Annotated in this window: 23 protein-coding genes and 1 pseudogene; 12 read left to right on the top strand and 12 right to left on the bottom strand. The window is 69.0% G+C overall.

Annotated elements, in window-relative coordinates; genetic code table 11:
• Positions 1–270: 270 nt before the first annotated feature.
• Positions 271–1572 carry an adenylosuccinate synthase gene (locus D7D52_RS31225; protein WP_120742111.1) on the top strand — a complete coding sequence of 434 codons (1302 nt, stop codon included), beginning with the start codon at positions 271–273 and terminating at the stop codon, positions 1570–1572.
• 160 nt (positions 1573–1732) lie between these two features.
• Here the strand turns inward: D7D52_RS31225 and yczR are convergent, their stop codons facing one another.
• On the bottom strand, positions 1733–3226 hold the full coding sequence (gene yczR, locus D7D52_RS31220; protein ID WP_120742109.1) for a MocR-like transcription factor YczR: 1494 nt from the start codon (positions 3224–3226) through the stop codon (positions 1733–1735).
• A gap of 62 nt (positions 3227–3288) precedes the next feature.
• Here yczR and D7D52_RS31215 point away from each other — a divergent pair, with 62 nt between their 5' ends.
• Positions 3289–3591, top strand: a complete 303-nt coding sequence (locus D7D52_RS31215) for a hypothetical protein (protein WP_120742107.1) — start codon at positions 3289–3291, stop codon at positions 3589–3591.
• A gap of 52 nt (positions 3592–3643) precedes the next feature.
• Positions 3644–4204: a methylated-DNA--[protein]-cysteine S-methyltransferase gene (locus D7D52_RS31210; RefSeq protein WP_120742105.1), complete on the top strand. Its 561-nt coding sequence runs from the start codon at positions 3644–3646 to the stop codon at positions 4202–4204.
• A 9-nt stretch (positions 4205–4213) separates the two neighbouring features.
• Here the strand turns inward: D7D52_RS31210 and D7D52_RS31205 are convergent, their stop codons facing one another.
• From D7D52_RS31205 to D7D52_RS31195, 3 genes are read right to left on the bottom strand one after another with little or no spacing between them, the layout of a single operon-like run.
• Positions 4214–5761: a bifunctional phosphatase PAP2/diacylglycerol kinase family protein gene (locus D7D52_RS31205; protein WP_120742103.1), complete on the bottom strand. Its 1548-nt coding sequence runs from the start codon at positions 5759–5761 to the stop codon at positions 4214–4216.
• A gap of 56 nt (positions 5762–5817) precedes the next feature.
• On the bottom strand, positions 5818–6543 hold the full coding sequence (locus tag D7D52_RS31200; protein ID WP_246023431.1) for an HD domain-containing protein: 726 nt from the start codon (positions 6541–6543) through the stop codon (positions 5818–5820).
• Between the two features lie 26 nt (positions 6544–6569).
• A complete protein-coding gene (locus D7D52_RS31195) occupies positions 6570–7493 on the bottom strand; it encodes a GlxA family transcriptional regulator (RefSeq protein ID WP_120744607.1) in 924 nt (307 codons plus the stop codon).
• A 192-nt stretch (positions 7494–7685) separates the two neighbouring features.
• Between D7D52_RS31195 and D7D52_RS31190 the strand changes: the two genes are divergently transcribed.
• Genes D7D52_RS31190 through D7D52_RS39575 form a run of 4 tightly spaced genes read left to right on the top strand, consistent with a single transcriptional unit; the run spans position 7686 to position 9005 of the window.
• Positions 7686–8159: a DUF2269 family protein gene (locus D7D52_RS31190; RefSeq protein WP_120742099.1), complete on the top strand. Its 474-nt coding sequence runs from the start codon at positions 7686–7688 to the stop codon at positions 8157–8159.
• A 2-nt stretch (positions 8160–8161) separates the two neighbouring features.
• Entirely contained in the window at positions 8162–8413 is a 252-nt protein-coding gene (locus D7D52_RS31185; protein ID WP_120742097.1) for a DUF3817 domain-containing protein, read from the top strand.
• The gene (locus D7D52_RS31180; RefSeq protein ID WP_246023427.1) at positions 8410–8823 is read left to right on the top strand and encodes a cupin domain-containing protein; all 414 of its coding nucleotides are present in this window, start codon (positions 8410–8412) and stop codon (positions 8821–8823) included. Before D7D52_RS31185 ends, D7D52_RS31180 begins: the two co-directional genes overlap by 4 nt.
• A complete protein-coding gene (locus tag D7D52_RS39575; protein ID WP_246023425.1) occupies positions 8814–9005 on the top strand; it encodes a hypothetical protein in 192 nt (63 codons plus the stop codon). The genes D7D52_RS31180 and D7D52_RS39575 overlap by 10 nt, the downstream gene beginning before the upstream one ends.
• Before the next feature lie 115 nt (positions 9006–9120).
• Here the strand turns inward: D7D52_RS39575 and D7D52_RS31175 are convergent, their stop codons facing one another.
• The 4 genes from D7D52_RS31175 to D7D52_RS31160 form a co-directional block, all read right to left on the bottom strand.
• A complete protein-coding gene (locus tag D7D52_RS31175; protein WP_162958093.1) occupies positions 9121–10131 on the bottom strand; it encodes a hypothetical protein in 1011 nt (336 codons plus the stop codon).
• Positions 10132–10413: 282 nt separating this feature from the next.
• The gene (locus D7D52_RS31170; protein WP_120742093.1) at positions 10414–11310 is read right to left on the bottom strand and encodes a hypothetical protein; all 897 of its coding nucleotides are present in this window, start codon (positions 11308–11310) and stop codon (positions 10414–10416) included.
• 217 nt (positions 11311–11527) lie between these two features.
• The gene (locus tag D7D52_RS31165; RefSeq protein ID WP_120742091.1) at positions 11528–14143 is read right to left on the bottom strand and encodes a helix-turn-helix transcriptional regulator; all 2616 of its coding nucleotides are present in this window, start codon (positions 14141–14143) and stop codon (positions 11528–11530) included.
• 65 nt (positions 14144–14208) lie between these two features.
• Positions 14209–15030 (bottom strand): MmyB family transcriptional regulator, encoded by an 822-nt coding sequence (locus D7D52_RS31160; RefSeq protein WP_120742089.1) that lies wholly within the window; start codon positions 15028–15030, stop codon positions 14209–14211.
• A 101-nt stretch (positions 15031–15131) separates the two neighbouring features.
• On the opposite strand from D7D52_RS31160, the gene D7D52_RS31155 reads away from it, so the two are divergent.
• Positions 15132–15668 carry a YceI family protein gene (locus D7D52_RS31155; RefSeq protein WP_120742087.1) on the top strand — a complete coding sequence of 179 codons (537 nt, stop codon included), beginning with the start codon at positions 15132–15134 and terminating at the stop codon, positions 15666–15668.
• A gap of 74 nt (positions 15669–15742) precedes the next feature.
• On the opposite strand, the gene D7D52_RS31150 is transcribed toward D7D52_RS31155, so the two are convergent.
• From D7D52_RS31150 to D7D52_RS38170, 3 genes are all read right to left on the bottom strand, one after another.
• Positions 15743–16840, bottom strand: coding sequence for a CaiB/BaiF CoA transferase family protein (locus D7D52_RS31150; protein ID WP_120742085.1), 1098 nt, complete (start codon positions 16838–16840; stop codon positions 15743–15745).
• Positions 16841–16948: 108 nt separating this feature from the next.
• A complete protein-coding gene (locus tag D7D52_RS31145) occupies positions 16949–17815 on the bottom strand; it encodes an amidohydrolase family protein (protein ID WP_120742083.1) in 867 nt (288 codons plus the stop codon).
• Between the two features lie 67 nt (positions 17816–17882).
• A complete protein-coding gene (locus D7D52_RS38170; RefSeq protein WP_162958092.1) occupies positions 17883–18053 on the bottom strand; it encodes a hypothetical protein in 171 nt (56 codons plus the stop codon).
• On the opposite strand from D7D52_RS38170, the pseudogene D7D52_RS40460 reads away from it, so the two are divergent.
• The 4 genes and pseudogenes from D7D52_RS40460 to D7D52_RS31135 form a co-directional block, all read left to right on the top strand.
• A pseudogene (locus tag D7D52_RS40460) lies at positions 18025–18186 on the top strand (TPR repeat domain-containing protein); the annotation flags it as partial. The gene D7D52_RS38170 and the pseudogene D7D52_RS40460 overlap by 29 nt on opposite strands.
• Positions 18187–18250: 64 nt before the next feature.
• Complete coding sequence (locus D7D52_RS31140) at positions 18251–19537, top strand: TPR repeat domain-containing protein (protein WP_120742081.1); 1287 nt, start codon at positions 18251–18253, stop codon at positions 19535–19537.
• Between the two features lie 2 nt (positions 19538–19539).
• Positions 19540–20424 carry a hypothetical protein gene (locus D7D52_RS38165; protein ID WP_162958667.1) on the top strand — a complete coding sequence of 295 codons (885 nt, stop codon included), beginning with the start codon at positions 19540–19542 and terminating at the stop codon, positions 20422–20424.
• 43 nt (positions 20425–20467) lie between these two features.
• Complete coding sequence (locus D7D52_RS31135) at positions 20468–20719, top strand: hypothetical protein (protein WP_120742079.1); 252 nt, start codon at positions 20468–20470, stop codon at positions 20717–20719.
• Positions 20720–21306: 587 nt separating this feature from the next.
• On the opposite strand, the gene D7D52_RS31130 is transcribed toward D7D52_RS31135, so the two are convergent.
• Positions 21307–22524 carry a hypothetical protein gene (locus D7D52_RS31130; protein WP_120742077.1) on the bottom strand — a complete coding sequence of 406 codons (1218 nt, stop codon included), beginning with the start codon at positions 22522–22524 and terminating at the stop codon, positions 21307–21309.
• Positions 22525–22560 lie beyond the last annotated feature (36 nt).

The following is a 22560-nucleotide window of genomic DNA, read 5'->3' as shown; positions in this document are numbered from 1 at the left end:
TCGAAGGACCCCCAACCGGTCCCTCTCCCCGTGCCACCATAGCTCCGTCTCAAATCCACCGCTGTCCCCGCGGCGCAGCTGTGTCCAATTTGCCGCCGCCCGGGCGCGGTACGTTCGCGACCCGGACCGAGCCGCGCCACGAACTGCGGGTATGCCCTTTCAAAAGGTCTGATACCGCGTCCAGTAAAGTGTGCCTACGGCCACCGCCTTCTGACGGCGGGTAGCTGCAGCACCGGGGTGCTGCGCGTCGATCCCGTAGGAGACACTCACATGCCGGCAATCGTGCTGATCGGCGCCCAGTGGGGCGACGAGGGCAAGGGCAAAGCGACTGATCTGCTCGGTGATCGGGTCCAGTGGGTAGTTCGATACCAGGGCGGCAACAACGCGGGACACACCGTCGTGCTGCCCAACGGTGAGAGCTTCGCGCTGCACCTGATCCCGTCCGGCATCCTCACCCCGGGTGTGACCAACGTCATCGGCAATGGCGTGGTGGTCGACCCGGGCGTGCTGCTGGCCGAACTCGCCGGCCTGGAAGAGCGCGGGGTGGACACCTCCCGCCTGCTGCTCTCGGCCGACGCGCACCTGATCATGCCGTACCACGTGGCCATCGATAAGGTCACCGAACGCTTCCTGGGCAACAAGAAGATCGGCACCACCGGCCGCGGCATCGGACCCTGCTACCAGGACAAGGTCGCCCGCGTCGGCGTCCGCGTCGCCGATGTGCTGGACGAGAAGATCCTCACCCAAAAGGTCGAGGCCGCACTGGAATTCAAGAACCAGGTGCTGGTGAAGATCTACAACCGCCGCGCGCTGGACCCGCAGCAGGTGGTGGACGAGGTGCTCGAGAAGGCCGAGGGCTTCAAGCACCGCATCGCCGATTCCCGCCTGCTGCTCAACGAGGCGCTGGAGCGCGACGAGATCGTGCTGCTGGAGGGTTCGCAGGGCACCCTGCTGGACGTCGATCACGGCACCTACCCGTACGTGACCTCCTCCAACCCGACCGCGGGCGGCGCGGCCGTGGGCGCGGGCGTCGGCCCGAACAAGATCACCGCGGTGCTCGGCATCCTCAAGGCCTACACCACCCGCGTCGGCTCCGGCCCGTTCCCGACCGAACTCTTCGACGAGTCCGGCACCTACCTGGCCAAGACCGGCGGCGAGGTCGGCGTCACCACCGGCCGCGCCCGGCGCACCGGCTGGTTCGACGCCGTGATCGCCCGCTACGCCACCCGCGTCAACGGCATCACCGACTACTTCCTCACCAAGCTGGACGTGCTGTCCAGCCTGGACACCGTCCCGATCTGCGTCGCCTATGAGATCGACGGCAAGCGCGTCGAGCAGATGCCCACCACCCAGACCGAATTCCACCACGCCAAGCCGGTGTACGAGGAAATGCCCGGCTGGTGGGAGGACATCTCCGGCTGCCGCAGCTTCGAGGAGCTGCCGGCCAACGCGCAGGCGTACGTGAAGCGGCTGGAAGAGCTGTCGGGCGCGCGGGTTTCGTGCATCGGCGTCGGCCCGGGCCGCGACCAGACGATCGTCCGCCACGACGTTGCCGCCTCCCCGCGACTTTAGCGGGCGGCTGAGTGCCGTAACGGTTTTCGCACCCGTGCCTGCGTTGGGTGCCGAACCGATTCGGGGCGTACCCGGTGAGTTACCCGCATCTCACGAAATCAGTTGTCGCTGACAGATCCGCGCCCGCCGCTATCGCGGCGGGCGCGGCTTGTTTCGGGCGCTAGTAGGCGATCAGCGGGGCCAGCGGGTCGGCGGCGTGCGGGGTGAGGCCCTGATAGGCGGCCGCGATCGACTTGATGGCGAGGCGGATGTCCGGTTCCTCGTGGGTGAAGGGGAGGCGGATGAAGCGTTCGAACGCGCCCTGGACGCCGAAACGCGGTCCGGCGGCGAGCAATACGCCGTGATTGGGGGCCGTGGCGGCGAGCGCGGTGGAGACCGGGGCGGGCAGCTGCGCCCACAGCGACATACCGCCCGCGCCCGGGTTGACCTGCCAGTCGGGCAGCTCCTCGGCGAGGGTCTCCATGAGAACCGCACGGCGGGAACGCAATTGGTCGCGCCGCGTGGTGAGGATCTCCTCGGCGTGCCGGAGCAGGTGGACGGTGGCCAGCTGATCCATGACCGGGGTGCCGAGGTCCACCGTGGAACGAATGCCGAGCAGTTTGGTGATGAGGGCCTGATTGGCGCGCACCCAGCCCACCCGCAAGCCGCCCCAGAACGACTTGGAGGCCGAACCGATGGTGACGACCTCCGACCCGCGGGCGAAAGCCGCCACCGGGGGCGGATATTCACGATCGGAGAGGTTCAGATCCACCATGGATTCGTCGACGATGACCGTCATCCGCGTCTCCCGGGCGATGGCGGCCAACTCGGCGCGGCCCTCGGCGTCCAGCAGATGGCCGGTGGGATTGTTGAAGTCCGGAATCAGATAGGCCGCGCTGGCGGCGGTTTGCCGTGCGGCACTGCGGATTCCGTCCAGATCCCAGCCGTCGGGCCGCAGCGGCACCGGGACCGGGCGCGCGCCGACATCGCGGATCGCCTCGATGGCGTTGGGGTAGGTGGGGTGCTCGATCAGCACCCGCTCGGCCGGGGTGGTCAGCACATTGAGCAGCAGCCGCAGGCCGTGCTGCGCGCCCAGGGTGATCAGAATCTGGTCCGGCTCGGTGGGCAGGCCACGCTCGGTGTAGCGGCGGGCCAGCGCCTCCCGCAGCATGAGCACGCCGACCGGGTCCATGCCGTGGGTGCCCAGATAGGTCGGGAGCCCCTGCAGCGCAAAGGAATACGCCTCGGTCATCTGCGGCGGCGCGGCCATGGCGGCATAGGTCATGTCGATGGTGGGCAGCTCCGGCTGCGCCATCATGGCCAGAATGCTGCGCGCCGGTTTCGCGCCGTCGTGCACCACGGTCGGCGGCAGCGCCACCGTGCTGCGCGAACCCTGCCGGCTGATCAGGTAGCCGTGTTCGCGTAGCAGGGTGTACGCCGAGGTGACGGTGGTGCGGCTGACCTCGAGCGTGGTGGCCAGATCCCGTTCGCTGGGCAGCGCCACGCCCAGCGGCGCGCGACCGTCGTGAATGAGCAGCCGAATGCTCTCGGCCAGTGCCACATACGCGGGCCGGGCCGAGCGCTTGCCGTATTCGCCGGCTCCGGCGCTGTCGTCGTTGCGCCACCGGCCCAGGTCTCGCGTCAGACTCGCCGCGCCGATCACTCGTGTCGCCATACGGTCCAGTATCGGGGCACTGGATATTTTCTTCAAGTCCAAGATCGGGCCACCATGGGGTCATGGTCGCTCTGCTGGTCTCCCTACTGATCGTCGCCGCCTTCGCCGGTCTGGTGTACCGGTACGCCCCCAAGCCCGGTGAGTGCTGGGGCATCCTGCTCGAACGGTATCGGCCCCACGCCCCCATGTCGGACTGGTCGGTCGCGGATTATGAAGCGGCGCGCCAGTATTCGGACCTGACGGCGATCGTGTCGCTGCGTCCCGACGCCTGCCCGCCCACCCCGGTGCGCCGCTTCCGCCGCGGTGCTCCGGCGGTCACGGCCCTGTCCGCCATTCCGTGTCGCGGCGAAACGGTCCAGTTCTAGACAACTGGCCTGAAATGGACGGATTGTCGGTGCCGCGGTGCACACTGGCCTCATGTCCGCCCCGGCCCGCCCGCTCGCGTCGGCGGCGCTCTTCGACACCGCGATAGGCGCCTGCGCCATCGCCTGGAGCACCGCCGGCGTCCTACGTTTCGCCCTGCCCAACCGCGACCCCGCCGCCACCCGCTCCCACATCCTGCGCCGGCATCGGCTGCTCGATGTTCAGGAAGCGGACCCGAGCCCGCGGATCGCGGAGGCCATCGCCGCGATTCAAGCCCACCTCGCCGGCGACCTGGACGACCTGCGCTGGATTGCCTTGGACACCAGCCCGTTCAATGATTTCGACCGTGCCGTCTACGAGGTCACCCGGGCCATCGATCCGGGCCACACCCTCAACTACGGCGCGGTCGCCCATCGCATCGGCGCGCCCGGCGGCGCGCAAGCGGTCGGACAATCCCTGGGCCGCAACCCGATTCCGCTGATCATCCCGTGCCATCGGGTGCTGGCGGCCGACCACGCCCTGCACGGCTTCTCCGCACCGGGCGGCCTCACCACCAAACAGCAGCTGCTCGAGATCGAACGCACCCCGGGCTTCGGCGAACCGACCCTTTTCTGAGAAGCCTGTTCACGCCGACGGGAACCAGGCGCCGCGTCGATTGTGCGGCCGGAATCGGTTGGCCCACAACGGGTTGGATTCATCGCGACGGTAGACGGTGAGACGCCCGGCCATGGAGAAACGCAGGCTGTCGGCGGCGCCCGCCACCTCGCCGTCGGTGGCCAGCGGTTCGGCGCGGGGCAGCCGGACGACGAGGCCGGGAGTGAGGCGCTCGCCGTAGACCTTGCTGCGGCCGATCGTCGACGCCAGCAGGGCGAGCGCGGCGCGGGTGCGCGACCACGGCAGGTCGGCGCGCAGCCAGCGGACATCGAGTTGACCGCTGTCGAGAATGTCGCGGAAGGCCGGGACCGCGCCGCGCGGATGGTAGGGGCCGTTGCCCACGAACACGAACCACACCAGGCGACGGTCGCCGTCGAGATCGATCTCCAGCGGTTTCGCCTGTGCCACCGTCGCCACCACGGCGGCCACGAAGGCGGGCCACTTGCCCCAGCGCCGCTGCCAGCGCTCCCGGCGCCGGACCAGGTCCGGGTAGGCGCCGAGGCTGGCGGTATTGATGAGATGCCGAGTGCGACCGTCGTTCTCGTCGCTGTAGTCGACGCGCGCGATGTCGACCGAGACGGCCTCCCCGACCGCGGTGGCGTCCACCACCTCCTGCAGGTCGTACACGCCGAGATCGCGCGCGAAGTGATTGAGCGTTCCGGTGGGCACCACCGCCAGCGGCAGCCCGTGCCGCACCGCGACCGCGGCCACGGCGGCCACCGTGCCGTCACCGCCGGCCACGCCGAGCGCCTGCACCGGCTCGGTGCTCGCGGCCAGGGCCTCCTCCAGCAGGTCCGCGGCATCGCGGTCCGGATCGGTGCGCAGCAGCGTGGCCGCGGGCAGGGCCTCGGCGATATCGTCGGCGGGATCGTAGTTCGAGTCGCCCGACGCCGGATTCACCAGCAGCAGTAGCCCTTTGCCGTCCGGCAGCATCGGGGCTTCCCGCAGCGTCGCGCGGGCCTCGTCGGATTCGCGCACCGGCCACCACCGCCGGGTCGCCAGCGCAACCCCGCAACCGACCGCCGAACCGACCAGGACATCCGAGCCCCAGTGCGCCCCGGTATGCACCCGGGAGTAGACGACCGCGGCCGCCACCGGCGCGAGAGCCATTGCGGCGCGCGGGCTTTCGAGGCCGACCGCGGTCACGAACGCGGCCGCCGCCGCACTGTGCCCGGAGGGGAACGACGACGAGCGCGGCACCGGGATCAATCGCCGATACGCGGGCAGCAGATCCGTGGCGGGACGGCGTCGGGCCAGCAGTGTCTTGAGCACCGCATTGACGGTGAAGCTGGCGCCCGCGATGGAGATCACCCCGCGCAGCGCGGCCCGGCGCGGCGTGCCCTTGCGGGTGGCCAGCGTGGCCGCGCACACCATCCACAGCGCGCTGTGATCGGCGCTGCTGGTGAGCCGAAGCAGGCCGCGATCCACCGGCGTCGCGGGCAGCCGGGCCACCTTGCGGGTGATCGCCCGATCGAACTTGCCGACCCGGTCAACGTGTCGTCTCGCCCAGGAACTCATTCAACCGACCTTAGCCCGCGCCCGCGTCCGGGCACGCAGACGCGAGCCGTATCACGCTAGCTGTCGGCCCACCCGCTGGCCGCGAGAATGTCCTCCACGGTTTCGCGCGGGGCCTCCGGATGGCGTTGGCGCACGATCTCGCCGGCGAAGGTCGCGGGCCCGGCCTTGCGGGGATTCGCCAACCCTTGCTGCTCGATCGTGCGGAACAACGCGGCGCTGCCGCCGAGTCGCGGATAGGCCGCGTGCACCCGGTCGGCGTAACCGGGCGGCAGGTCGGAAGCGCTGCCGCCCAGGTCGATTCCGATGCCGGTCACCGCGACCTGGATTTCCGGCGGGCGGCGACGCTGGTACACCGGGGAGAGAATGAATCCGGAAGTGTGCGCGGCGATCGCATCCCAGATGAGGTCCACCCGGGCGTCGGTGACGCCGTTGTCCTCGAGGAAGCGCGCCGCGTAGTCGGCGCCGTCGATCTCGAACCGTTGATCGCCATTGGCCACGTCGGTCATGCCGATGTCGTGCAGGGCGCAGATGAGGAACACAAGCTCGTCGTCGCAGGCCAGGTGCTGCTGCTCGGCGACGGCACGGGCGAAGAAGTAGCTGCGCAGGCTGTGATTGCGCACATGCGGCTGGGCCACCGCGTCGAGTAGCAGGCCCGCCTTCACGGCGAGCGGGGTCAACGGCGGCTCGACCGGTTCCGCACCCGAGCGGGCCGGGGTCGCGGCGAGGAACATTCCGGTGACTGCCGCGCCGCCCCAGAGGGCGCGGCGACGTGGAAAGAGCACGATAACTCCTTGTCGGGCAATGGTTTTCAGGCTGTCGCGGTACCGAATCGCTGGCGATAGTCGCTCGGCGCGACGCCGAGCGCCTTCTGGAACACCCGGCGCATGGATTCCTCGGAGCCGAATCCGCAGCGGCGCGCGATGGTCGCGACGCCGTCGCCGGTGCTGGTCAGCTGGGCTTGCGCCGCCTCCACGCGCACCCGCTCGATGTACTGCCCCGGCGACATGCCGAGTTCGCGGCGGAACAGCCGCGTCAGATGCCGCGGGCTGAGCGCGGCCCGCGCTGCCAGTGCGGCGAGCCGGTGATCGGCCGACAGGTCGGCCACCACGGCGTCGAGCACCCGGCGCAGAGCCTCCGTGCGGGGTGTGCCGACGCTGGTGCGGACGCTGAACTGCGATTGGCCGCCCGGCCGATGCAGGAAGACGACCAGGTATTTCGCGATCCGGGCCGCGGTCTCGGCGCCGTGCTCGGCCTCGACCAGAGACAGGGCCATATCGATTCCGGCGGTCACGCCCGCCGAGGTCACCACCGATCCGTCACGCACGTACAGGGCGTCCGGGTCGACGCGCACCGCGGGGAAGCGGGCCGCGAGATCGGCGCAGGCCGCCCAATGGGTCGTGGCCCGCCGGCCGTCCAGCAGACCCGCCTCGGCCAGCACGAACGCGCCGGTGCAGACCGAGGCGAACTGGCGGACGCGCCCGCGCAGGGCGGTGATCGCGGTGACCAGCTCGGCGGGGACCTCGCCGCCGGGCGCGTAACCGGGCACGATCAGCGTCTCGATCGGACCGGCGACATCGCCCAGCGCGCAATCGATCCCGATCTGCAGGCCGACCTCGGTGCGAACGGGCCGCCCGTCCGGGGAGGCGAACCGGATGCGATGCCCGGCCCACTGCAGCACCTGCACCGGTCCCGCGAGATCCAGCAGCACCACACCGTCCGCCACCGCCACCATGACGTCCGCGGGTTTCGTATCCACCACACTGTCGATCTTGCGAACCTGAGCGCGTGTCCACAAGGACGACCACCCCACACATCCGGCCCTCCCCGGTGGGTCTCGAGGTGGCCGGATCTGTGGGCATCAGGTCGTTGCGGGCGTTTTGTGCTCCGCACAGACTGTGCTCATGGAGCCCCCTGGAGACCTGTCGTGACCAAAGCCCTGCTCACGATCCACGTCCTCGCGGCGATCATCGCCATCGGCCCGGTCACGTTGGCCGCGAGCATGTTTCCCGCAGCCGCCCGCTGCGCGGCCGAATCCGGCGCGGACCGCGACCGCGCCGTCGTCTCGACCCTGCATCGCCTCTGCCGCGTCTACGCCGGCATCGGAATCGTCGTCCCCGCCTTCGGTTTCGCCACCGCCAGCGCCATGCACGTCCTCGGCGACGGATGGGTCATGGTGTCGATCGCCCTCACCGTCGCCGCGGCGGCGGTGCTCGGTTTGATGATCCTCCCCGGTCAGGCGGCCGCGCTCATACCCGAAAACCTCACGGGCCCAGCGCCATTGCGGGTCGAGCAGCGGACCGTGTCGCAGCTGGCGATGTATACCGGCGTGTTCAACGTGCTCTGGGTGATCGTGACGATCCTGATGATCGTGCGTCCCGGATCGACGACGGGGGCGTGACGATGAATCCCCAACGCACGCTACGCCTCACGGCAGCCGCCGAGACCCTGACGCTGCTGGTGCTGCTGGTCAACCTCGCCACCGTGCACTGGCCCGCGGTCTCCTCGCTCGTCGGCCCTCTCCACGGCTGCGCCTACATAGCCGTCGTCGTGCTGGCCTTCAAAGTCCCGGAGTCCCGGCCCGCTCTGCGCGCTCTCGCGGTGATCCCCATCGTCGGCGGGCTGGTGGTCCTCGGCAAGAAGGAGTGGGCATGACCGACAACCCGCCCTGCCCAACCCTCCACTTCCGCAACGGCCGCCGCGTCACCCTCGTCGCGCAAGGCACCGACGACCACGGCCCCTACCTGCGTCTGCGCCACCACCTCCCGGTCCCCGGCCGCGAAGCGGGCCCCCACTGGCACCCGATCCTCGCCGAATCCTGGACGGTCCGCCAAGGCCGAGCGCGATTCCGCATAGAAGGCACCGAAACCCGAGCCGCACCAGGCGATTCCGCCCACGCGAGACCCGGCGCGACCCACGAGTTCTGGACCGAGGCCCCAGACACTGTCCTGGACCACGAAATCCGCCCGCCCCTCCGCCACTGGCAAATGTTCCAACTCTGGCAAGCCCTCGACGCGGCCGGCAAACCACCCGCGCCGGAATCCCCCGAAACCCCTTGGCCCTAGCCCTCCTCTGGAAATACCAGGACGGCTACCTCGCCCGTATCCCGGTGTGGCTCCAACGCTGCCTGCTGGGCGGACTGGCCGCCCTGGCCCACCGCACCGGCTACGAGCGCCGCTGGCTCCCGGCCGCACCATTGCCGGTCGGCGATCTGCCGACCGGTCACGGATCTACGCTCCGGCCTTGACGATTGGGCCGTAGTACAGGAAGGGGGCGGAGTTGCCTTCGCAGAAGACCCAGGCGTCGGCGCCCGGGGTGAGGTGGAGGTAGAGGGGCGGTCGAAGGCTGGATGTTGTGGTGAGTTACAGGGCGCCGCCGAGGAAGCCGCCGATGGCGCCGCCCGCGATACCGCCGGCCGCGCCGCCCGCGACGGCGGCGGGGATGCCGGTGACGGCCGCACCGGCGGCCGCGCCGACGCCCGCGCCGATGAGGGCGCCGCCAGCGGCGCCGCCCGCCACGTCGATAGGGGCCAGCCAGGGGGCGAGGGCGACACCGGCCGTGCCGATCGCCGCGCCGGTGAGCGCACCGATGCCTGCGCCGACACCCGCGCCGATGGCGCCGCCGATGACCGCGGCGGGGACGCCCGCGCCTACCGCGCCGAGGCCGGCGCCGATGGCCGCGCCGCCCAGCGTGCCCGCGGCGATCTTGTCCGAGCGGGACGGGTTGACGCCGATGGAGTTCAGGCCGGTGGCCAGGCCCGCTTCGGTGTTGGCGGCGAGGCCGTTGGCGGTGTCGAGGACGTCGTCGGGCACCTGATCCGGTGCCGGGGTGGAGAATTCACCGATGCGCAGGGTGCGCGGGGGCGGGGCGATCGGCAGGACCGGGGTGACCACGGTGGGGGCGTGCAGGGTCTGGAAGTCCAGGGCCGGGGCCGCCTCGTGATTGGGGATGGGGCGGAAGTTGGCCGGGATCGGGTAGTCGGCCGACGGCGACTCGAGTTGCGGCTTGGGCAGATTCGGGGCGGTCACGCCGGGCTGGATGGTGCTCGGGCGGGTGCCCGAGCGGTCCTGATCACCGGCGGGGGAGGCCACACCCGGCTGCACCGACGACGGACGCGAACCCGGGAAATGCGCCTCGGGCCCGGAGGTGGACCCGGCCTGGGCGTCGACCTGTCCGGTGCCGGGATGCGGATTCGCCTGCGGCGCCGCGCTATTGCCCGGCTCCCGGTCGGCGTTCCCCTGCGGGGCGGCCGACCGCGTGGGGCTACCGGTCGCCACCGTGGCGGTCTGGTCGCTCGTGTTCGAGCAAGCCACCGCCAACGCCAACGGGATCGCGCCCACGACCAGCGCCCGCCGAGCGGCGCTGGACTTCATTCCCTGATGCCGACGAGCCACGCCGAAACACCTGCCTTCCGAACATATTTCGTTTCACCGGCCCGCAGGCCACCTGCTGATGCCGGTGATTCGCACCGGCCACGAGCGCGGCGTTGCCGCCGCGCCTGAGATTTGCGGTTCTCGCAGTTCAGCCCCCAGATTCGGGGGTGCGAAGTTCGTGCCACCCCGAATCGACCGGCCCGGTGGGTGTTTGCGCCACGGCAGTCGGAGGTCAACAGGCCGCGGCGACAAAGATTCCGCACCGCACTGCCCACGGGTGGGCTAGGGGGCGCCGCCGAGGTCCGCGCCGCCGATGGCTGCGCCGATGGTGCCGCCACCCACGCCGCCGAGAACTGCCGCCGGGATGCCCACGACGGCCGCGCCGAGGGCCCCGCCCGCGACCGCACCGACCGCCGTGCCGACCCCGAGTCCGATCAGGGCGCCACCGCCGATCACGGGAACGGCTTCCGGGGCCGCGATGGCAGCACCGATGCCACCGGTGGCGACACCCGCGGCAGCCGCGGTGGCCGCGACGACACCGACGCCGATCCCGGCTCCGATACCCGCGCCGACCGCGGCACCGATCGCCCCACCCGCGACCGCGCCGACCGCGGCGCCGCCGATGGCAGCGGGAACACCGAGCGCGGTTGCGCCGAGCGCGGCACCGGCCGCGGTCGTCGCGGCGATCTTGTCCGAGCGAGACGGGTTGACGCCGATGGACTGGAGTGCGGTCGAGATGTTCGCCTCGGTGTCGGCGGAGAAGTCGTTGACCGGGTTCAGGATGTCGTCAGGCACTTCATCCGGCGCGGGCGTGTAGAAATCGCCCACGCGCAGGGTGCGCGGCGGGGGAGCGATGGGAGCAACAGGTTCGACGGGTTCGGGCGTGTGCAACGACTGCCAGTCGATAGCCGGCGCGGGTTCGGTCTGGACCGGGACCGGCCGGTGGTTTTCGGGCACGACGTAGTCGGCCTGCGGGGCCGGCGCTGGGGCCGGGGCGGCGGGGGTGGCCGGGGCCGCGGTGCCGGGCTGGGCCGCGCCGGGGGCGGGTGCGGACTGGCCCGGGCTGGTGACGCCGGGCTGCGGCACGGCCTGGGCGGCGGCGGCGCAGGCGATGGCGAGGGCCAGCGGCAGGATGCCGGCGGCGGGACGGATGGCGTGGCGGAGCACACCGGTATTCATTTCTCGATGCCGACGGATCACGCCGAAAACACCACCCTCATCAGATTTTCCCGACTCCCCCAGATGTGACCCTTGGCGGGTTCACACTGCGCGGGATGTTAACTGATTGAGAGCTGGTTGCTCTAGTCCCTACTCATCGTTCGCCTGTCTTGACGGTGAAGGGCGAGACATATCGCACACTTTGCAGGTAGATCGCTTTAGAAGCGCACTCCACGCTTCAAGAATCGGATTTGCCGGAAGATGCCCCGCCGCGCATCAATTCGGCCAGCGCCTCCCGATCGGTCACATCGAGCTTGATGCACGCGCGATACAGATGCCCCTCCACGGTCCGCACGGATACGGTCAACCGGTCGGCGATCTGCCGGTTGGACAGCCCGGCCGCCACCAGATTGGCGATCTCGCGTTCCCGCGCGGTCAGCGGCAGCGGCTGCGCGGATTGCCGCAGCGCCGGGGTCGCCGCTCCACCACAGGCGGCGGCCAGCCGGTTCGCGGTGGCCGCGGATTCCAGCAGCCGGCGCCGGTCGCCGGCGCGCTCGTGGGCGGAGGCGGCCTGCGCGGCCGCGTCGGCGGCCGAGAGCAGCGTCCCGATGGCCTCGAATTCCGCTGCGGCGGCATCCAATCCGGGACCGTCGTGGGCGGCGACCGCCACCGCGTGCCGGGCCTGCACCTGCACCAGGCGGCCGTCGATGCGCGCCGCCAGATCCGCCAGCCGCCCGGCCACGCTGTGATCGCCGAAGCGGGCCGCGGTGTGCAGCGCCATGGCCTCGATGGCGTGCTGATGGGTGCGCGCGGCCAGATCGGCGGCGGCGAGCGCGAGCCGGATGGCCGGGGTCGCGGTGCCCTCGGCGGCGGCCTGCATGGCGCGCGCGAGTTCGAGCAGCGGTTCGTAGACCGCGCTGTGCCGTCCGCCCCGGAAGGCCGCGGCCGCAATGGCTTCCGCGGCCTCGACGGGTCGCCCGAGCGCCGCGTACGCCTCGGCCAGCCGCAGCTGCGCCGGGAACATCCAGGCCGCCGCGCCCTCGGACGTCAGTGCGGCGAGCGCCTGTTCGAGATTGTCGATGCCCTGCGGGAACTGCCCCTGGGCCACCTCCACGGTGCCCTGCAGGATCTTGGTCAATCCCCAGGCCAGATACTGCCCGGGGGAGGAATAGCTGAAATTGCTTCCGGCGCAGCGCCGGGCGGCTTCCAGATCACCGGTGAAGGTGAGCGCCAGCACTTCCGCGTGCGACAGCGTGAACCGGTTGAGTCCGTCGATGTGCGCCTCCACCTGATGCCCGCGCTCGGCGTAGTGCCGCGCCGCGTCGCCGCGCCCCATCATCGCCAGGGCGAGTCCGCCGCCGAAGGCCGCCCACCACACCGCCCACGGCGGCGCGTCGTCGCCGGCCATGACGGGTTCGGCGAGCGCGAACGCCTCGTCGAGCCGGTTCTCGTTGACGGCGACCGCCGAGGCCAGACCATCCAGTGTCGCAACGACTTTCGGATGGTGCACCCGCTCGCGCACCGACGCCAGCACCTGGTCGGCGCGGTCCGCGTCGCCCATGGACCACAGCAGATTCGACACCCGGGTACTGCCCCAGCGGGCCAGCTCCACCTCGTTCAACTGATCGGGATCGAATCCGGCCAGCGTCCGCTCGGCCTCGATGCGGTGCCCCTGCCACAGCAGCGCCCGCGCCAGCAGGTCCGCGGCCTCGACACCGCCCTGCCGTTCCACCGCTGCCCGCGCGAACCGTTCGCCCAGCGGCAGATTCGCCAGCGCGATGGCATCCGCGGCCGCCGCCAGGAACAGTTCGAGATCCGCGGATTTGTCACTGTCCAAAGCCAATTCGGCCAATCGGATGCGTTCGGCCGCCGAGTGGATCTCGCGGTCCTTCAACGCCGAGTACAGCCGGCCGCGCAGCCGCCGCGCCGACGCGATGCCCAGTCGCCGCCGGATCACCTCGCCGAACAGCGGATGGTTGTAGCGCACCAGCAGCTGATGGCCGTTCTCGACAATCCGGATCAGCCCACGCGTTTCGGCCGATTCCACGGCTTCCTCGCCCGCGATCTCCGACAGCACATCCAGATCGATCGGCTCGCAGAAGGTGAGCAGTTCCAAGACCCGCAGCACCGACTCGGGCAGCTGTTCCACCCGATCCTCCAGCAGCGCAGCCAATTCCGAGGTGACCGCCGCCCGTCCGCGCAGCTGCCACACCCCGTTGACCTGCCGCAGCGTCCCCGCCTCCAGCGCCCCTTCCACCAGATGCCGCAGGAAAAGCGCGTTGCCCCCGGAGGATTCCCACATCAGGTTGGCGGTGAAGCCCTCCAGCTGTCCGCCCAGCATCGATTCCACCAATTCCACGCTCTGCCTTTGCGTGAACGGTTTCAGATCGAGCCGCAGCAGGTGCCCGTCCTTCCACAGCGAGGTCACCGCGTCGGGCACCTGCACCCCGCTGCGCACGGTGCACACGATGTGGGCGGCCCGGTCGATGGCCAGTTGCAGCAGCAGGGTGGCCGAGAGCTGGTCGAGCAGATGGGCGTCGTCGACGCCGATGATGGTGTGCCCGTCGGCGAGCAGCGCCTCCCGGGCGGCGGCCATGAACGTCACCGGGTCGTGGGCGGTGTACACCCCCACCATGTGCGCGAACACGCCGAGCGGGATGCTGCGCGCCGATTCGGTCCCCGCGACCCAGCGGATATTGCCCCCGACCGCGGCGGTGGCCAGCCGTGCCAGCGTGGTCTTGCCGACCCCCGCGTCGCCGGTGAGAACCGCCCCGACGCAGTCGCCGCCGGTCAGCGCCGACCTGATCGATTCGAGCTCGTTCTCCCGTTCGACCATCGGCCAATTCCGAGCCATGGCTCAACTGTAATGGGCGACGCGCGGCCGGGCAGCGGGAACGAAAGGCCCGGAACCAGCGGGTTTTATTCGTTGACCAGCCGCAATCCGGGGGTGCGGGCCTGGCGGCGGTCGACCAGCCAGACCATCACGGTCTGATCGGCGGCCGGATCCAGGGTCTCGATCTCGACCTCCACCTCGCCCCGCAGCGGGTGCCGGACGTGCAGGACGACGGTCCGGAAATCGGTCAGCCGGTGTTCGCGCCAGCGTTGCTCGAACTCCGGGGAGAACATCAGACGGGTGATGACGGCCTGCACGGATTGATCGTCGGGGAACCGGGTCACCGCGGCCCGCAGCGACGAGGCGACCATATCGGCGGCGGCATCCCAGTTCAGCAGGTATTTCCGGGCGGCCGGATGGGCGAAGACCCAGATTCCGAAGTTGTTGTGCGCGTCGGCCTCGAACATCCCGAGCGGTTCGGCGAAGTCCCGGAAGGAGGGGTTGCCGGACAGCAGGTTCAACCAGCGCCCCAGCACGAAGGCGGGTGTCGGCTGCAGTGCGTCGATGACCGCCTGAACGGTTTCCGAGACCTGTTCGCGGGCCTGCCCGGCGGAGGGGCACTTGGCCTTCTGCTCCAGCCCGAGCGCTAGATTGCCGAAGTGATGTTTCTCGATCTCGTTGAGCCGCAACGCCTCCGCGAGCGCGGCCAGCACGGCGGTGGAGGGGTTGGTGTCGCGTCCCTGTTCGAGGCGGGCCAGGTAGTCCGCGCTGACTCCGGCGAGGGCGGCGACCTCCTCGCGGCGCAAGCCCGGGGTGCGGCGGCGCCGGCCCGAGGGCAGGCCGACGTCCTCGGGCTGCAGCTGAGCGCGGCGCGCGATCAGGAACTCGGCGAATTCGGAACGGGACACCCCTCGATTGTGCCCGGTCCTGGATCCGTTATCCGCGCCCTCCCAGTCCCCGGATAACCACGGCCTGGTTAAGCGGACCGCAGTCCACTTAATCTTCTGACATGACGACTTCCGAGCAGACCACCCTCGCCCCCGGCGCCTGGACCCTCGACGCCAACCACTCCTCGGTCAACTTCACCGTGAAGCACCTGGGCATCTCCAAGGTCCGCGGCCGTTTCAACCGCTTCGAGACCGGCTTCGTGGTCAACGAGGCCGGCGAGGCGGCCATCGAGGCCACCATCTACTTCGATTCCTTCGACACCGGCAACGAGATGCGCGACGGCCACGTCCGCAGCGCCGACATCCTCGACGTCGCCAACCGCCCGCACCTCACCTTCCGCGTGCCCGAGCCGGTCGCGCTGGCCGAGGAATTCGAGGTCACCGGCGAGGCCACCATCGGCGGCATCACCAAGCCGGTCACCCTCGCGGTCGAGTGGGGCGGCGTGCAGGTCTTCCCGCAGGACAACAAGGAGCACGCCGGCTTCACCGCCAGCGGCACCATCAAGCGCAGCGACTTCGACGTCGCGCCGGGCATGCCCAACGCCATGCTGAGCGACAAGATCGCCATCGAGCTCGATATCCAGCTCGTCGCCCCGTAAGGGACTCGTCCGTATCGGAAAAGTCAACGCCCCCGGTGGAATCCACCGGGGGCGTTCGGCCGTGCGACGAAAGATCAATCCGCCCAGACGGATTCGATCGGGGCGCCCGCGTTGGGCGGCGGGGTGGGGACGCCCGACGGCGTGCGGGAGAAGCGCGGGGCCGGGGCGTGCTGCACGACGCCGTCGATCTCGATCAGACCGGTGCGCGCCTGAATGTGCGGATTCTGTTCGGCCTCGGTGAAAGTCAGCACCGGGGTGGTGCAGGCGTCGGTGTGCTCGAAGATGGCCCACCACTCGTCGCGGGTCTTGGTCTTGAACTTCTCGGTGAACAGCTTGCGCAGCTGATCCTGCCCGTTCGGATCGATCTGATGCGGCAGCCCCTCGGGCGAGATCTCCAGGCCCGCGAGCAGTTCCGCGTAGAACTGCGGCTCGATGCAGCCCACCGCCATGTACTTGCCGTCGGCGGTCTCGTAGGTGTCGTAGAAGGCCATGCCGGTGTCGAGCAGGTTGGTGCCGCGCTCGTCGGACCACAGGCCCATGCCCTTCATGCCCCAGATCATGTGCGAGAGGGCAAGCGCCCCATCGATCATGGCGGAGTCGATGACCTGGCCCTGACCGGAGTTCTGGCGCTCGACCAGGGCGGCGAGGATGCCGAACACCAGGAACATGGAGCCGCCGCCGAAGTCGCCCACCATGTTCAGCGGCGGCACCGGTCGCTCGCCCTTGCGGCCGATGGCGTTCAGCACACCGGTCAGCGAGATGTAGTTGATGTCGTGCCCGGCGCGGTCGGCCAGCGGACCGGACTGACCCCAGCCGGTCATGCGGCCGTAGACCAGGCGCGGATTGCGTTCCAGCGCAACGTCGGGACCCAGGCCCATGCGCTCGGTGACACCCGGCCGGAAGCCCTCGATGAGCACATCGGCCTTCTCGATCAGCCCGAGCACCTTCTCGATGTCGGCCGGATCCTTCAGATTGGCCTCGACGATGGTGCGACCCCGCCATTGCGGGCGCTCCATGAAGCCCGGAAACCCGCCGGGCCGCTGCACCCGCACCACGTCCGCGCCGAGGTCGGCGAGCAGCAGCGCCGCGTGCGGACCGGGGCCGATGCCGGCCAGTTCGACTACTCGGACGCCCGCGAGCGGGCCCTGCTTGGCGGTGGATGGAGTGCTCACGCCCTACCTCGGTTCATCGTCGAATCCTGTGCACCGGCTCACCGCGCCGGTGTTGACGGTATGACAATAACCCCCGCGTGGTCGCGCACGGGAGGAGGGCGGCCGCGCTCAGCGCTCCACGATGGGCAGCGGCAGCGTGTCCGGGGGCGGGGTTTTCGGCAGCTGAGAGCGCGGCAGCCGCAAGGTCGGCGCCTCGCCGGACGCCTTGCGCCGGCTCGGACCGGCGAGGGCGCGATCCTTGGCGGGCAGCCCGTAGAAGGCGCGCGCGTTGTCGTCGAGGACGCGGTGCAGATCCGCGCCGACCGAGTCGGCGATGATCGAGATGTCGGCGTCCCGGAACGGCCGTCCGGCCCGGGTGCCCGGTAGATCGGTGCCGAACATCAGCGCCTCGGGATTGACGGTGTGGATCTTGCGCAGCGCCACACCCACATTCATCGCCACCCGCCCGAAGCCGGACGCCTTCACCTTGGCCCCGCGGTCGACCAGGTTCAGCAGGTAGGGCAGGCATTCGTCGGACATGCCCAGATGGTCGATGGACAGCTTGGGCAGCTTGGTGATGACCGGTTCCAGCGAGCCGAGCATGGACCCGTCGATGTAGAGCTCCACATGCCAGCCGGCCAGCTCGTAGGCCCGCAGGGCCAGCATGGTCAGCCCGACGATATCGCCGCCCGCGCGCTTGAGATTGAATCGAATGGCCCGCACCCCGGCCCGGTTCAGCTCGATGATCTGCGCGTCGGGCGCGTCCACCGGCAGCATGGTGACGCCCACCCAGCCCTCGCCCAGCGCGGCGAGGGCTGCCATCAGATAGCTCTGATCGGTGCCCTGGAACGACCCGCTGACCACCGCACCACCGTCGATATCGAAGCGGGACATGCGCTTGCGATAGTCGGCGATGGTGTACGGGTCGGGCAGGTAGCCCTCGTTCTCCGACAGCGGGAACCGCGGGTCGAAGATGTGGAGATGGGCATCGAACACGTGATCAGCATGCCTCAGAACGGTGACATGTGCGGACAACCTTGTCCGGCAGGCGGATTCGCGCTGGTCAGCGCACCTTATCGGGTTCGGATGCGGCCAGCATGTCCTCGCGCTCGACGACCTTGACCCGCTCGCGGCCCTGCGGCTCGCCCAGCGCGCGCTCGTGCGCGTCGAGGCGGTACCAGCCGGCCCAGGTGGTGAACGGGACAATGCAGTTGATCTCCAATCCGCAGATCAAAACCAGAGGAGACGGGGACGACGATGGCTCGCCCGAGTCCGTCTACTCGGGCGGAATGAGCTTGCTTCCCACCTCCGTTCGGACGCTGCTGACCCAGGCCCCGACCCGGTGGGACGAGAAGCACAACCAGAGCGAATTCGCCGGCAAGCTGATCGAAATCCCCCGCGAGGGCGATTTCAACACGTTGGCCGACCGACATGCTCGGCGACGGCAACCCGGCCCTGGCCCAGGGCAGCGACCTGGACCGCGGGCTGCTCAAACAGGCCTCCGAGATAGCCGGGCTCGGCCAGGGCACCATCGTCGTGAGCTCGGACGGCAGCAGCCACAGCGCGAATCCGATCGCCGACAAGCTGCTCACCGCGGCGGGCGGAGACCGGCTCGCCGTGCACGACCTGCTCTATGGCACCAACTTGGACTGCACGGTCACCGAAGGGCACTACGACGCCCAATCCCATGTGGCGAACCTGCTCAATCACAGCTGGAACGGCCACGATGACGGCATCGCCAAAGTCATCGAAACCGCCGGCCACGACGCGACCTCAGCCGATCCGACCGTCAATCGGCAGTCAGGAGAAGCGTCGTGGGCGCTGGCGAACTACGTCAGCACACACAGCAACGAGCTCTTGCACCTCGGCGGTACCGACCACTCGATCGGCATGCTGGACCCCAAGATGACCAAGGCCCTCGGCTCGACACTCGGGGCGTACATCCCCGACATGGTCGCAGCCGACGAAGGCTCGTTCGGCACACACGGCTTCGGTGCGATCGACCAGTCACACGTCAAGGACATCTTCGCCGTCATCGACTCCAATAAGGATGCCGCCCGTGATTTCAACCGAGCCGCGTACGCGAGCATCACGCAGATGAATCAGCAATTCGGTTCGAGTGGCGGGAGTGAGAACTCGCTCGGAGAGTTCGCCGGAAGAATCGATGCTGCCGCGCAAGCCGGCGCGAAACTCGAGGTCGCGGGCCGGATCTCCGACGCCGCCGCGCGGTTGAACGAGGAGAAGGCAATCTTCGACTCCGTGAAGGACGTCATCCCGTTCGGTGCGAAGCACCTTCCCCGTCTCGCCGGCCTCACCGAAAAATGGGCAGGATTCACGGTGAGCGACTTCAGCGAACTCGGCTCGAAGATGGCAACTCCGGGGTTCAAGGACTGGCTGTTCGGATCAACACCGGATATCGGACCGAATGTCGACCTCAAAGGTGAAGACAGTCAGGCAAAGCGGCTATACAACATTCTCAAGGGAATGACCTTGACGCCTGACCATCCCAACTATTCCCAGAACCCGACCACCGGACAATACTTCGACAGCAAGGGCGAAATTCTATCTTTCGAAGCTATCAAGGCACTCGACGGGAAAAACGGAGACAATAGTTTAGCGCATTTCAACCAGCAGATGAGGAAACTTCCAGGAGTTCTGGAATACGAGAACGGCTGGCGAGCTGGCCATGATGATCCATCGGAGCCGAAACCGAAATGAAAATGGTTCGATTCGTACAAGTGGCGCGGCCGGTCGCGATTGCCCTCACCGCTGTGGCGATGCTGGCGGCCTGTGCGCCAGATGTGGCACCGAAGTATCGGATTCCAGATCGACTTGGATTCAACTTCCGTTGGTCTGCTGAGCCGGGGGTGGGCTTGACCACAGACGCAGCGATCATCGCTCGCGCCTTCATGGAGTCTGCGTTTATCTCCTACGAAACCCACCATATCGACAGTGATCGGCCTGAGCCGAACGAGTACTCGTATCCGGGGTACGAGCGTGCATATCCGAGACTGGGTGCCGATGAGATGGTGATCGGCGGCATAACGATGGCTGGCCTCGGCCCAGACGGAGTCGTAGGGACCTTTTACGCGCATATGCTTGAAGTGAAAACCGTCGAGTCGGCGCAGCCGCAGACAGCTCAGGACAGTCCACCCGAATGGCAAGCCACCATGTGCGTCTGGGTGGATGCGCTCGATTTGAACTTCAAACCAAATAATGAACTCACCGCCAATACTCATACCGCTGAGGCCGGTTATTATCCTTTCATGAATTACGGATCCGGACCTCATGAATCCGGTACCGGTCGCACCGTGCGCCTCACAATGCAACAACCGCCGGCCGGACGCCAGGGCCGCCTTTCCTCGGGTGAGGGGTCGGCGCGGTACCCGACCACGAATGTGTTCGGTGAATGGAAGATTACCAAGGCGAATATGACGGATTCTGGACCAGGTGCTGGGGCGGATTCTGGGGGAGCCGTCAATATTTGCGCGGATCGTCTCGACAATCCGGTGCCATCGGAATTGCGAAACCGGGATTACCAGGCCAAGTCCGACGTACCCGCGCCCACACTCGATCCGTACCCCGGCTGGCCCGCTCACCAGTGACAATTGCTCCGGACCCGACGGTCAGGCCAGAATGGCGTGTCGAATGAACCTCGACGATCTTCCGCCCGATATCCGGGCGGCGCTGCTCGGCGAACCAGCGGCTCCGCGCGGCGACGAGGAACCCCCGACATCCATCCCGGATCCCGCCGATGTGGCCGCTATGACGTTTGCCGATGTGGAGGAAGTCGGCGGCGGCAAGTCGCCGGTCGCGGCGTCGGAATGGGACGGGCGCGTCATGACATTCGACAATGTGGAAGAACTCGACCGGACGTCGCGCATCGCCGACCCCGGCTGACACACTCACAGCAATTCATCGCGGGCGCACCGCAGGCGGTCGCTTCGGGCGGCGGCGACAGATTCGTCGGCGGCCGGTCGTTCGGGTTCAGGGGTAGGGTGTCCGGATATTGGCCTCAGCCCGCACAAACGGCACTCAACTAGCTGATTTCAACCAGTTCCCGTGGCGTCGTGCGCGATCAGGCCAACGCTGCCCTCCAGCAGGCCGGACCTGGCGACGCGCTGACTTGCGCTTAGCGCGCTGACCAAGCCGATGGTCGTTGATCGCTCATGGGGAGGGTGGGGATGCGGGCGGGTTCCGGCTGGCTGGTGTTGGCGGTCTCGCATGCGGTGAGAAGTGTTGCGACAGTGATTCCTTCGAGAAAAGCGAATTCTGCGAGATGTTCATTCTTCGACGTCCTCGCGCGGCGGGCCGGTTCGTGGCACCCCGCGCGCTGACGGCTCGCGAGTTCCGCCGCCCTGCGGGCCGGCTTGACCAGGAAACGTTGCCACCCCGGCACCCGCTGGCTGCGGGTTGCCGGGGTGTGGGCGGCGGATCGGGCCGATGTCGGTGGGGCACCGGCCGATTCGAGTGTGCCGGGGGGTGGGTCAGTCGTCGTCGAGGGAGCTGCCGTTGCGGGAGCGGGAGGCGGCGCGGGCGCGACGGCGGGCGGCCTGGAGTTCGGCCAGTTCCTGTTCGAGGGTTTCGGCGATCCGGAATTGGCCGGTGTCGTAGACGTTGAGGGGCGGGACCGGGTCGGCGAGGTCGGCGAGGGGGGAACGGTCGTCCTCTTCGGCCTTGCGGGTTTTGCCGGTGGCGGAACGGCGTTCCTTGTCGGCGGTGGCGCGTCCGTTCTCGCTGGAACGGCCGTTGCCCGAATGGCTTTCGGACTTGGTGGCGCGGGTGTCGGGTTCGACGACCTGGGCTTCGGCGTCGACGGTGCGCTCGGGTTCGGCGGGCGCGGCGGGCAGGGCCGGGGTGGGGGCCTGCACGGTCGGCGGCTGCGGGCGGCTCGGCCAGGTCACGACGGGCGCGGCGCGGCGTAGTTGTTCGCCCGGGTCGGGTAGATCCCGGATCTGGTCGGTGGCACGCACGATGGCCAGGCCGTAGCGTCCGGCCGCGGCGTTGTGGATGAGCAGCGCCACGCCGATCATGACCGGTGCGATGGCGTGCACGGCCACGTCGTAGTAGCTGCCCTGCTTGAGGTACGGGTAGGTGTTCAGGACGACCGTCAGGCTCAGCAGCGCGATCTCGGCGACCACGACCTGTTTGCGGCTGTCGATCACGCCCCATTCGGCGACCTTGTTGGTGCCGATCATGATGATCACGAGACAGACGCTGATCATGCCTTCGAGCAGATAGCTGAACCAGTACAGCGGATCGCTCGCACCGCCGGGCGCGATGTTGTGCTGCACGTTGACCGCGGACCAGAGCATGCCGGCCGCGACCACACCGGCGAGCGCGCGCTGGCTCCAGGCCCGATGTTTGTACAGCGACGCCAGTTTGGCGTGCGGGCTCGATTCTCGCCGCTGCGCGGCGATCGCCTTGCGGGCGAGCAGCAAGTCGCGAATGTCGGCCTTCTCAATCTCTTCGGTGGTCTGCCGGGCCCGGTCGGCGGCGCTCGCCGCGGCCTCGGCCTGCTTCCAGCGCTGAGCCCGCTCCTGCTCGCGAATGCGTTCGGCGAGCTCGCGTTCGGCGACGAGCTCGGTCTCCGACAGGGCATCGGTGAGTGCGGGATCGTACTGGTACGCCAGCCGCCCGCGAGCCTTCTCGACCCGTTGCGCCAGCTGGCTGACCTCGTCCTCGCGCGGGTGTTCGATCGTCATCTCGACCCCCGTCCAGGGAGTCCCGATGGCTGACAG

Origin of the sequence: Nocardia yunnanensis (assembly GCF_003626895.1) — a bacterium.
GTDB lineage: Bacteria > Actinomycetota > Actinomycetes > Mycobacteriales > Mycobacteriaceae > Nocardia > Nocardia yunnanensis.
The sequence above is the reverse complement of the archived record's forward strand: the minus strand, read 5'-3'. Positions and strand labels throughout refer to the sequence as shown.

What these genes read in the sequence shown, in the direction of transcription:
- D7D52_RS31165 (WP_120742091.1), bottom strand. Translation starts at nt 14,143, where the DNA reads ATGGCTCGGAATTGGCCGATGGTCGAACGGGAGAACGAGCTCGAATCG.
- D7D52_RS31210 (WP_120742105.1), top strand. Translation starts at nt 3,644, where the DNA reads ATGTCCGCCCCGGCCCGCCCGCTCGCGTCGGCGGCGCTCTTCGACACC.
- D7D52_RS38165 (WP_162958667.1), top strand. Translation starts at nt 19,540, where the DNA reads ATGGTTCGATTCGTACAAGTGGCGCGGCCGGTCGCGATTGCCCTCACC.
- D7D52_RS31225 (WP_120742111.1), top strand. Translation starts at nt 271, where the DNA reads ATGCCGGCAATCGTGCTGATCGGCGCCCAGTGGGGCGACGAGGGCAAG.
- D7D52_RS31185 (WP_120742097.1), top strand. Translation starts at nt 8,162, where the DNA reads ATGAATCCCCAACGCACGCTACGCCTCACGGCAGCCGCCGAGACCCTG.
- D7D52_RS31170 (WP_120742093.1), bottom strand. Translation starts at nt 11,310, where the DNA reads ATGAATACCGGTGTGCTCCGCCACGCCATCCGTCCCGCCGCCGGCATC.
- D7D52_RS31140 (WP_120742081.1), top strand. Translation starts at nt 18,251, where the DNA reads ATGCTCGGCGACGGCAACCCGGCCCTGGCCCAGGGCAGCGACCTGGAC.
- D7D52_RS31130 (WP_120742077.1), bottom strand. Translation starts at nt 22,524, where the DNA reads ATGACGATCGAACACCCGCGCGAGGACGAGGTCAGCCAGCTGGCGCAA.
- D7D52_RS31175 (WP_162958093.1), bottom strand. Translation starts at nt 10,131, where the DNA reads ATGAAGTCCAGCGCCGCTCGGCGGGCGCTGGTCGTGGGCGCGATCCCG.
- D7D52_RS31155 (WP_120742087.1), top strand. Translation starts at nt 15,132, where the DNA reads ATGACGACTTCCGAGCAGACCACCCTCGCCCCCGGCGCCTGGACCCTC.
- D7D52_RS31195 (WP_120744607.1), bottom strand. Translation starts at nt 7,493, where the DNA reads ATGGTGGCGGTGGCGGACGGTGTGGTGCTGCTGGATCTCGCGGGACCG.
- yczR (WP_120742109.1), bottom strand. Translation starts at nt 3,226, where the DNA reads ATGGCGACACGAGTGATCGGCGCGGCGAGTCTGACGCGAGACCTGGGC.
- D7D52_RS31205 (WP_120742103.1), bottom strand. Translation starts at nt 5,761, where the DNA reads ATGAGTTCCTGGGCGAGACGACACGTTGACCGGGTCGGCAAGTTCGAT.
- D7D52_RS31135 (WP_120742079.1), top strand. Translation starts at nt 20,468, where the DNA reads ATGAACCTCGACGATCTTCCGCCCGATATCCGGGCGGCGCTGCTCGGC.
- D7D52_RS31215 (WP_120742107.1), top strand. Translation starts at nt 3,289, where the DNA reads ATGGTCGCTCTGCTGGTCTCCCTACTGATCGTCGCCGCCTTCGCCGGT.
- D7D52_RS31180 (WP_246023427.1), top strand. Translation starts at nt 8,410, where the DNA reads ATGACCGACAACCCGCCCTGCCCAACCCTCCACTTCCGCAACGGCCGC.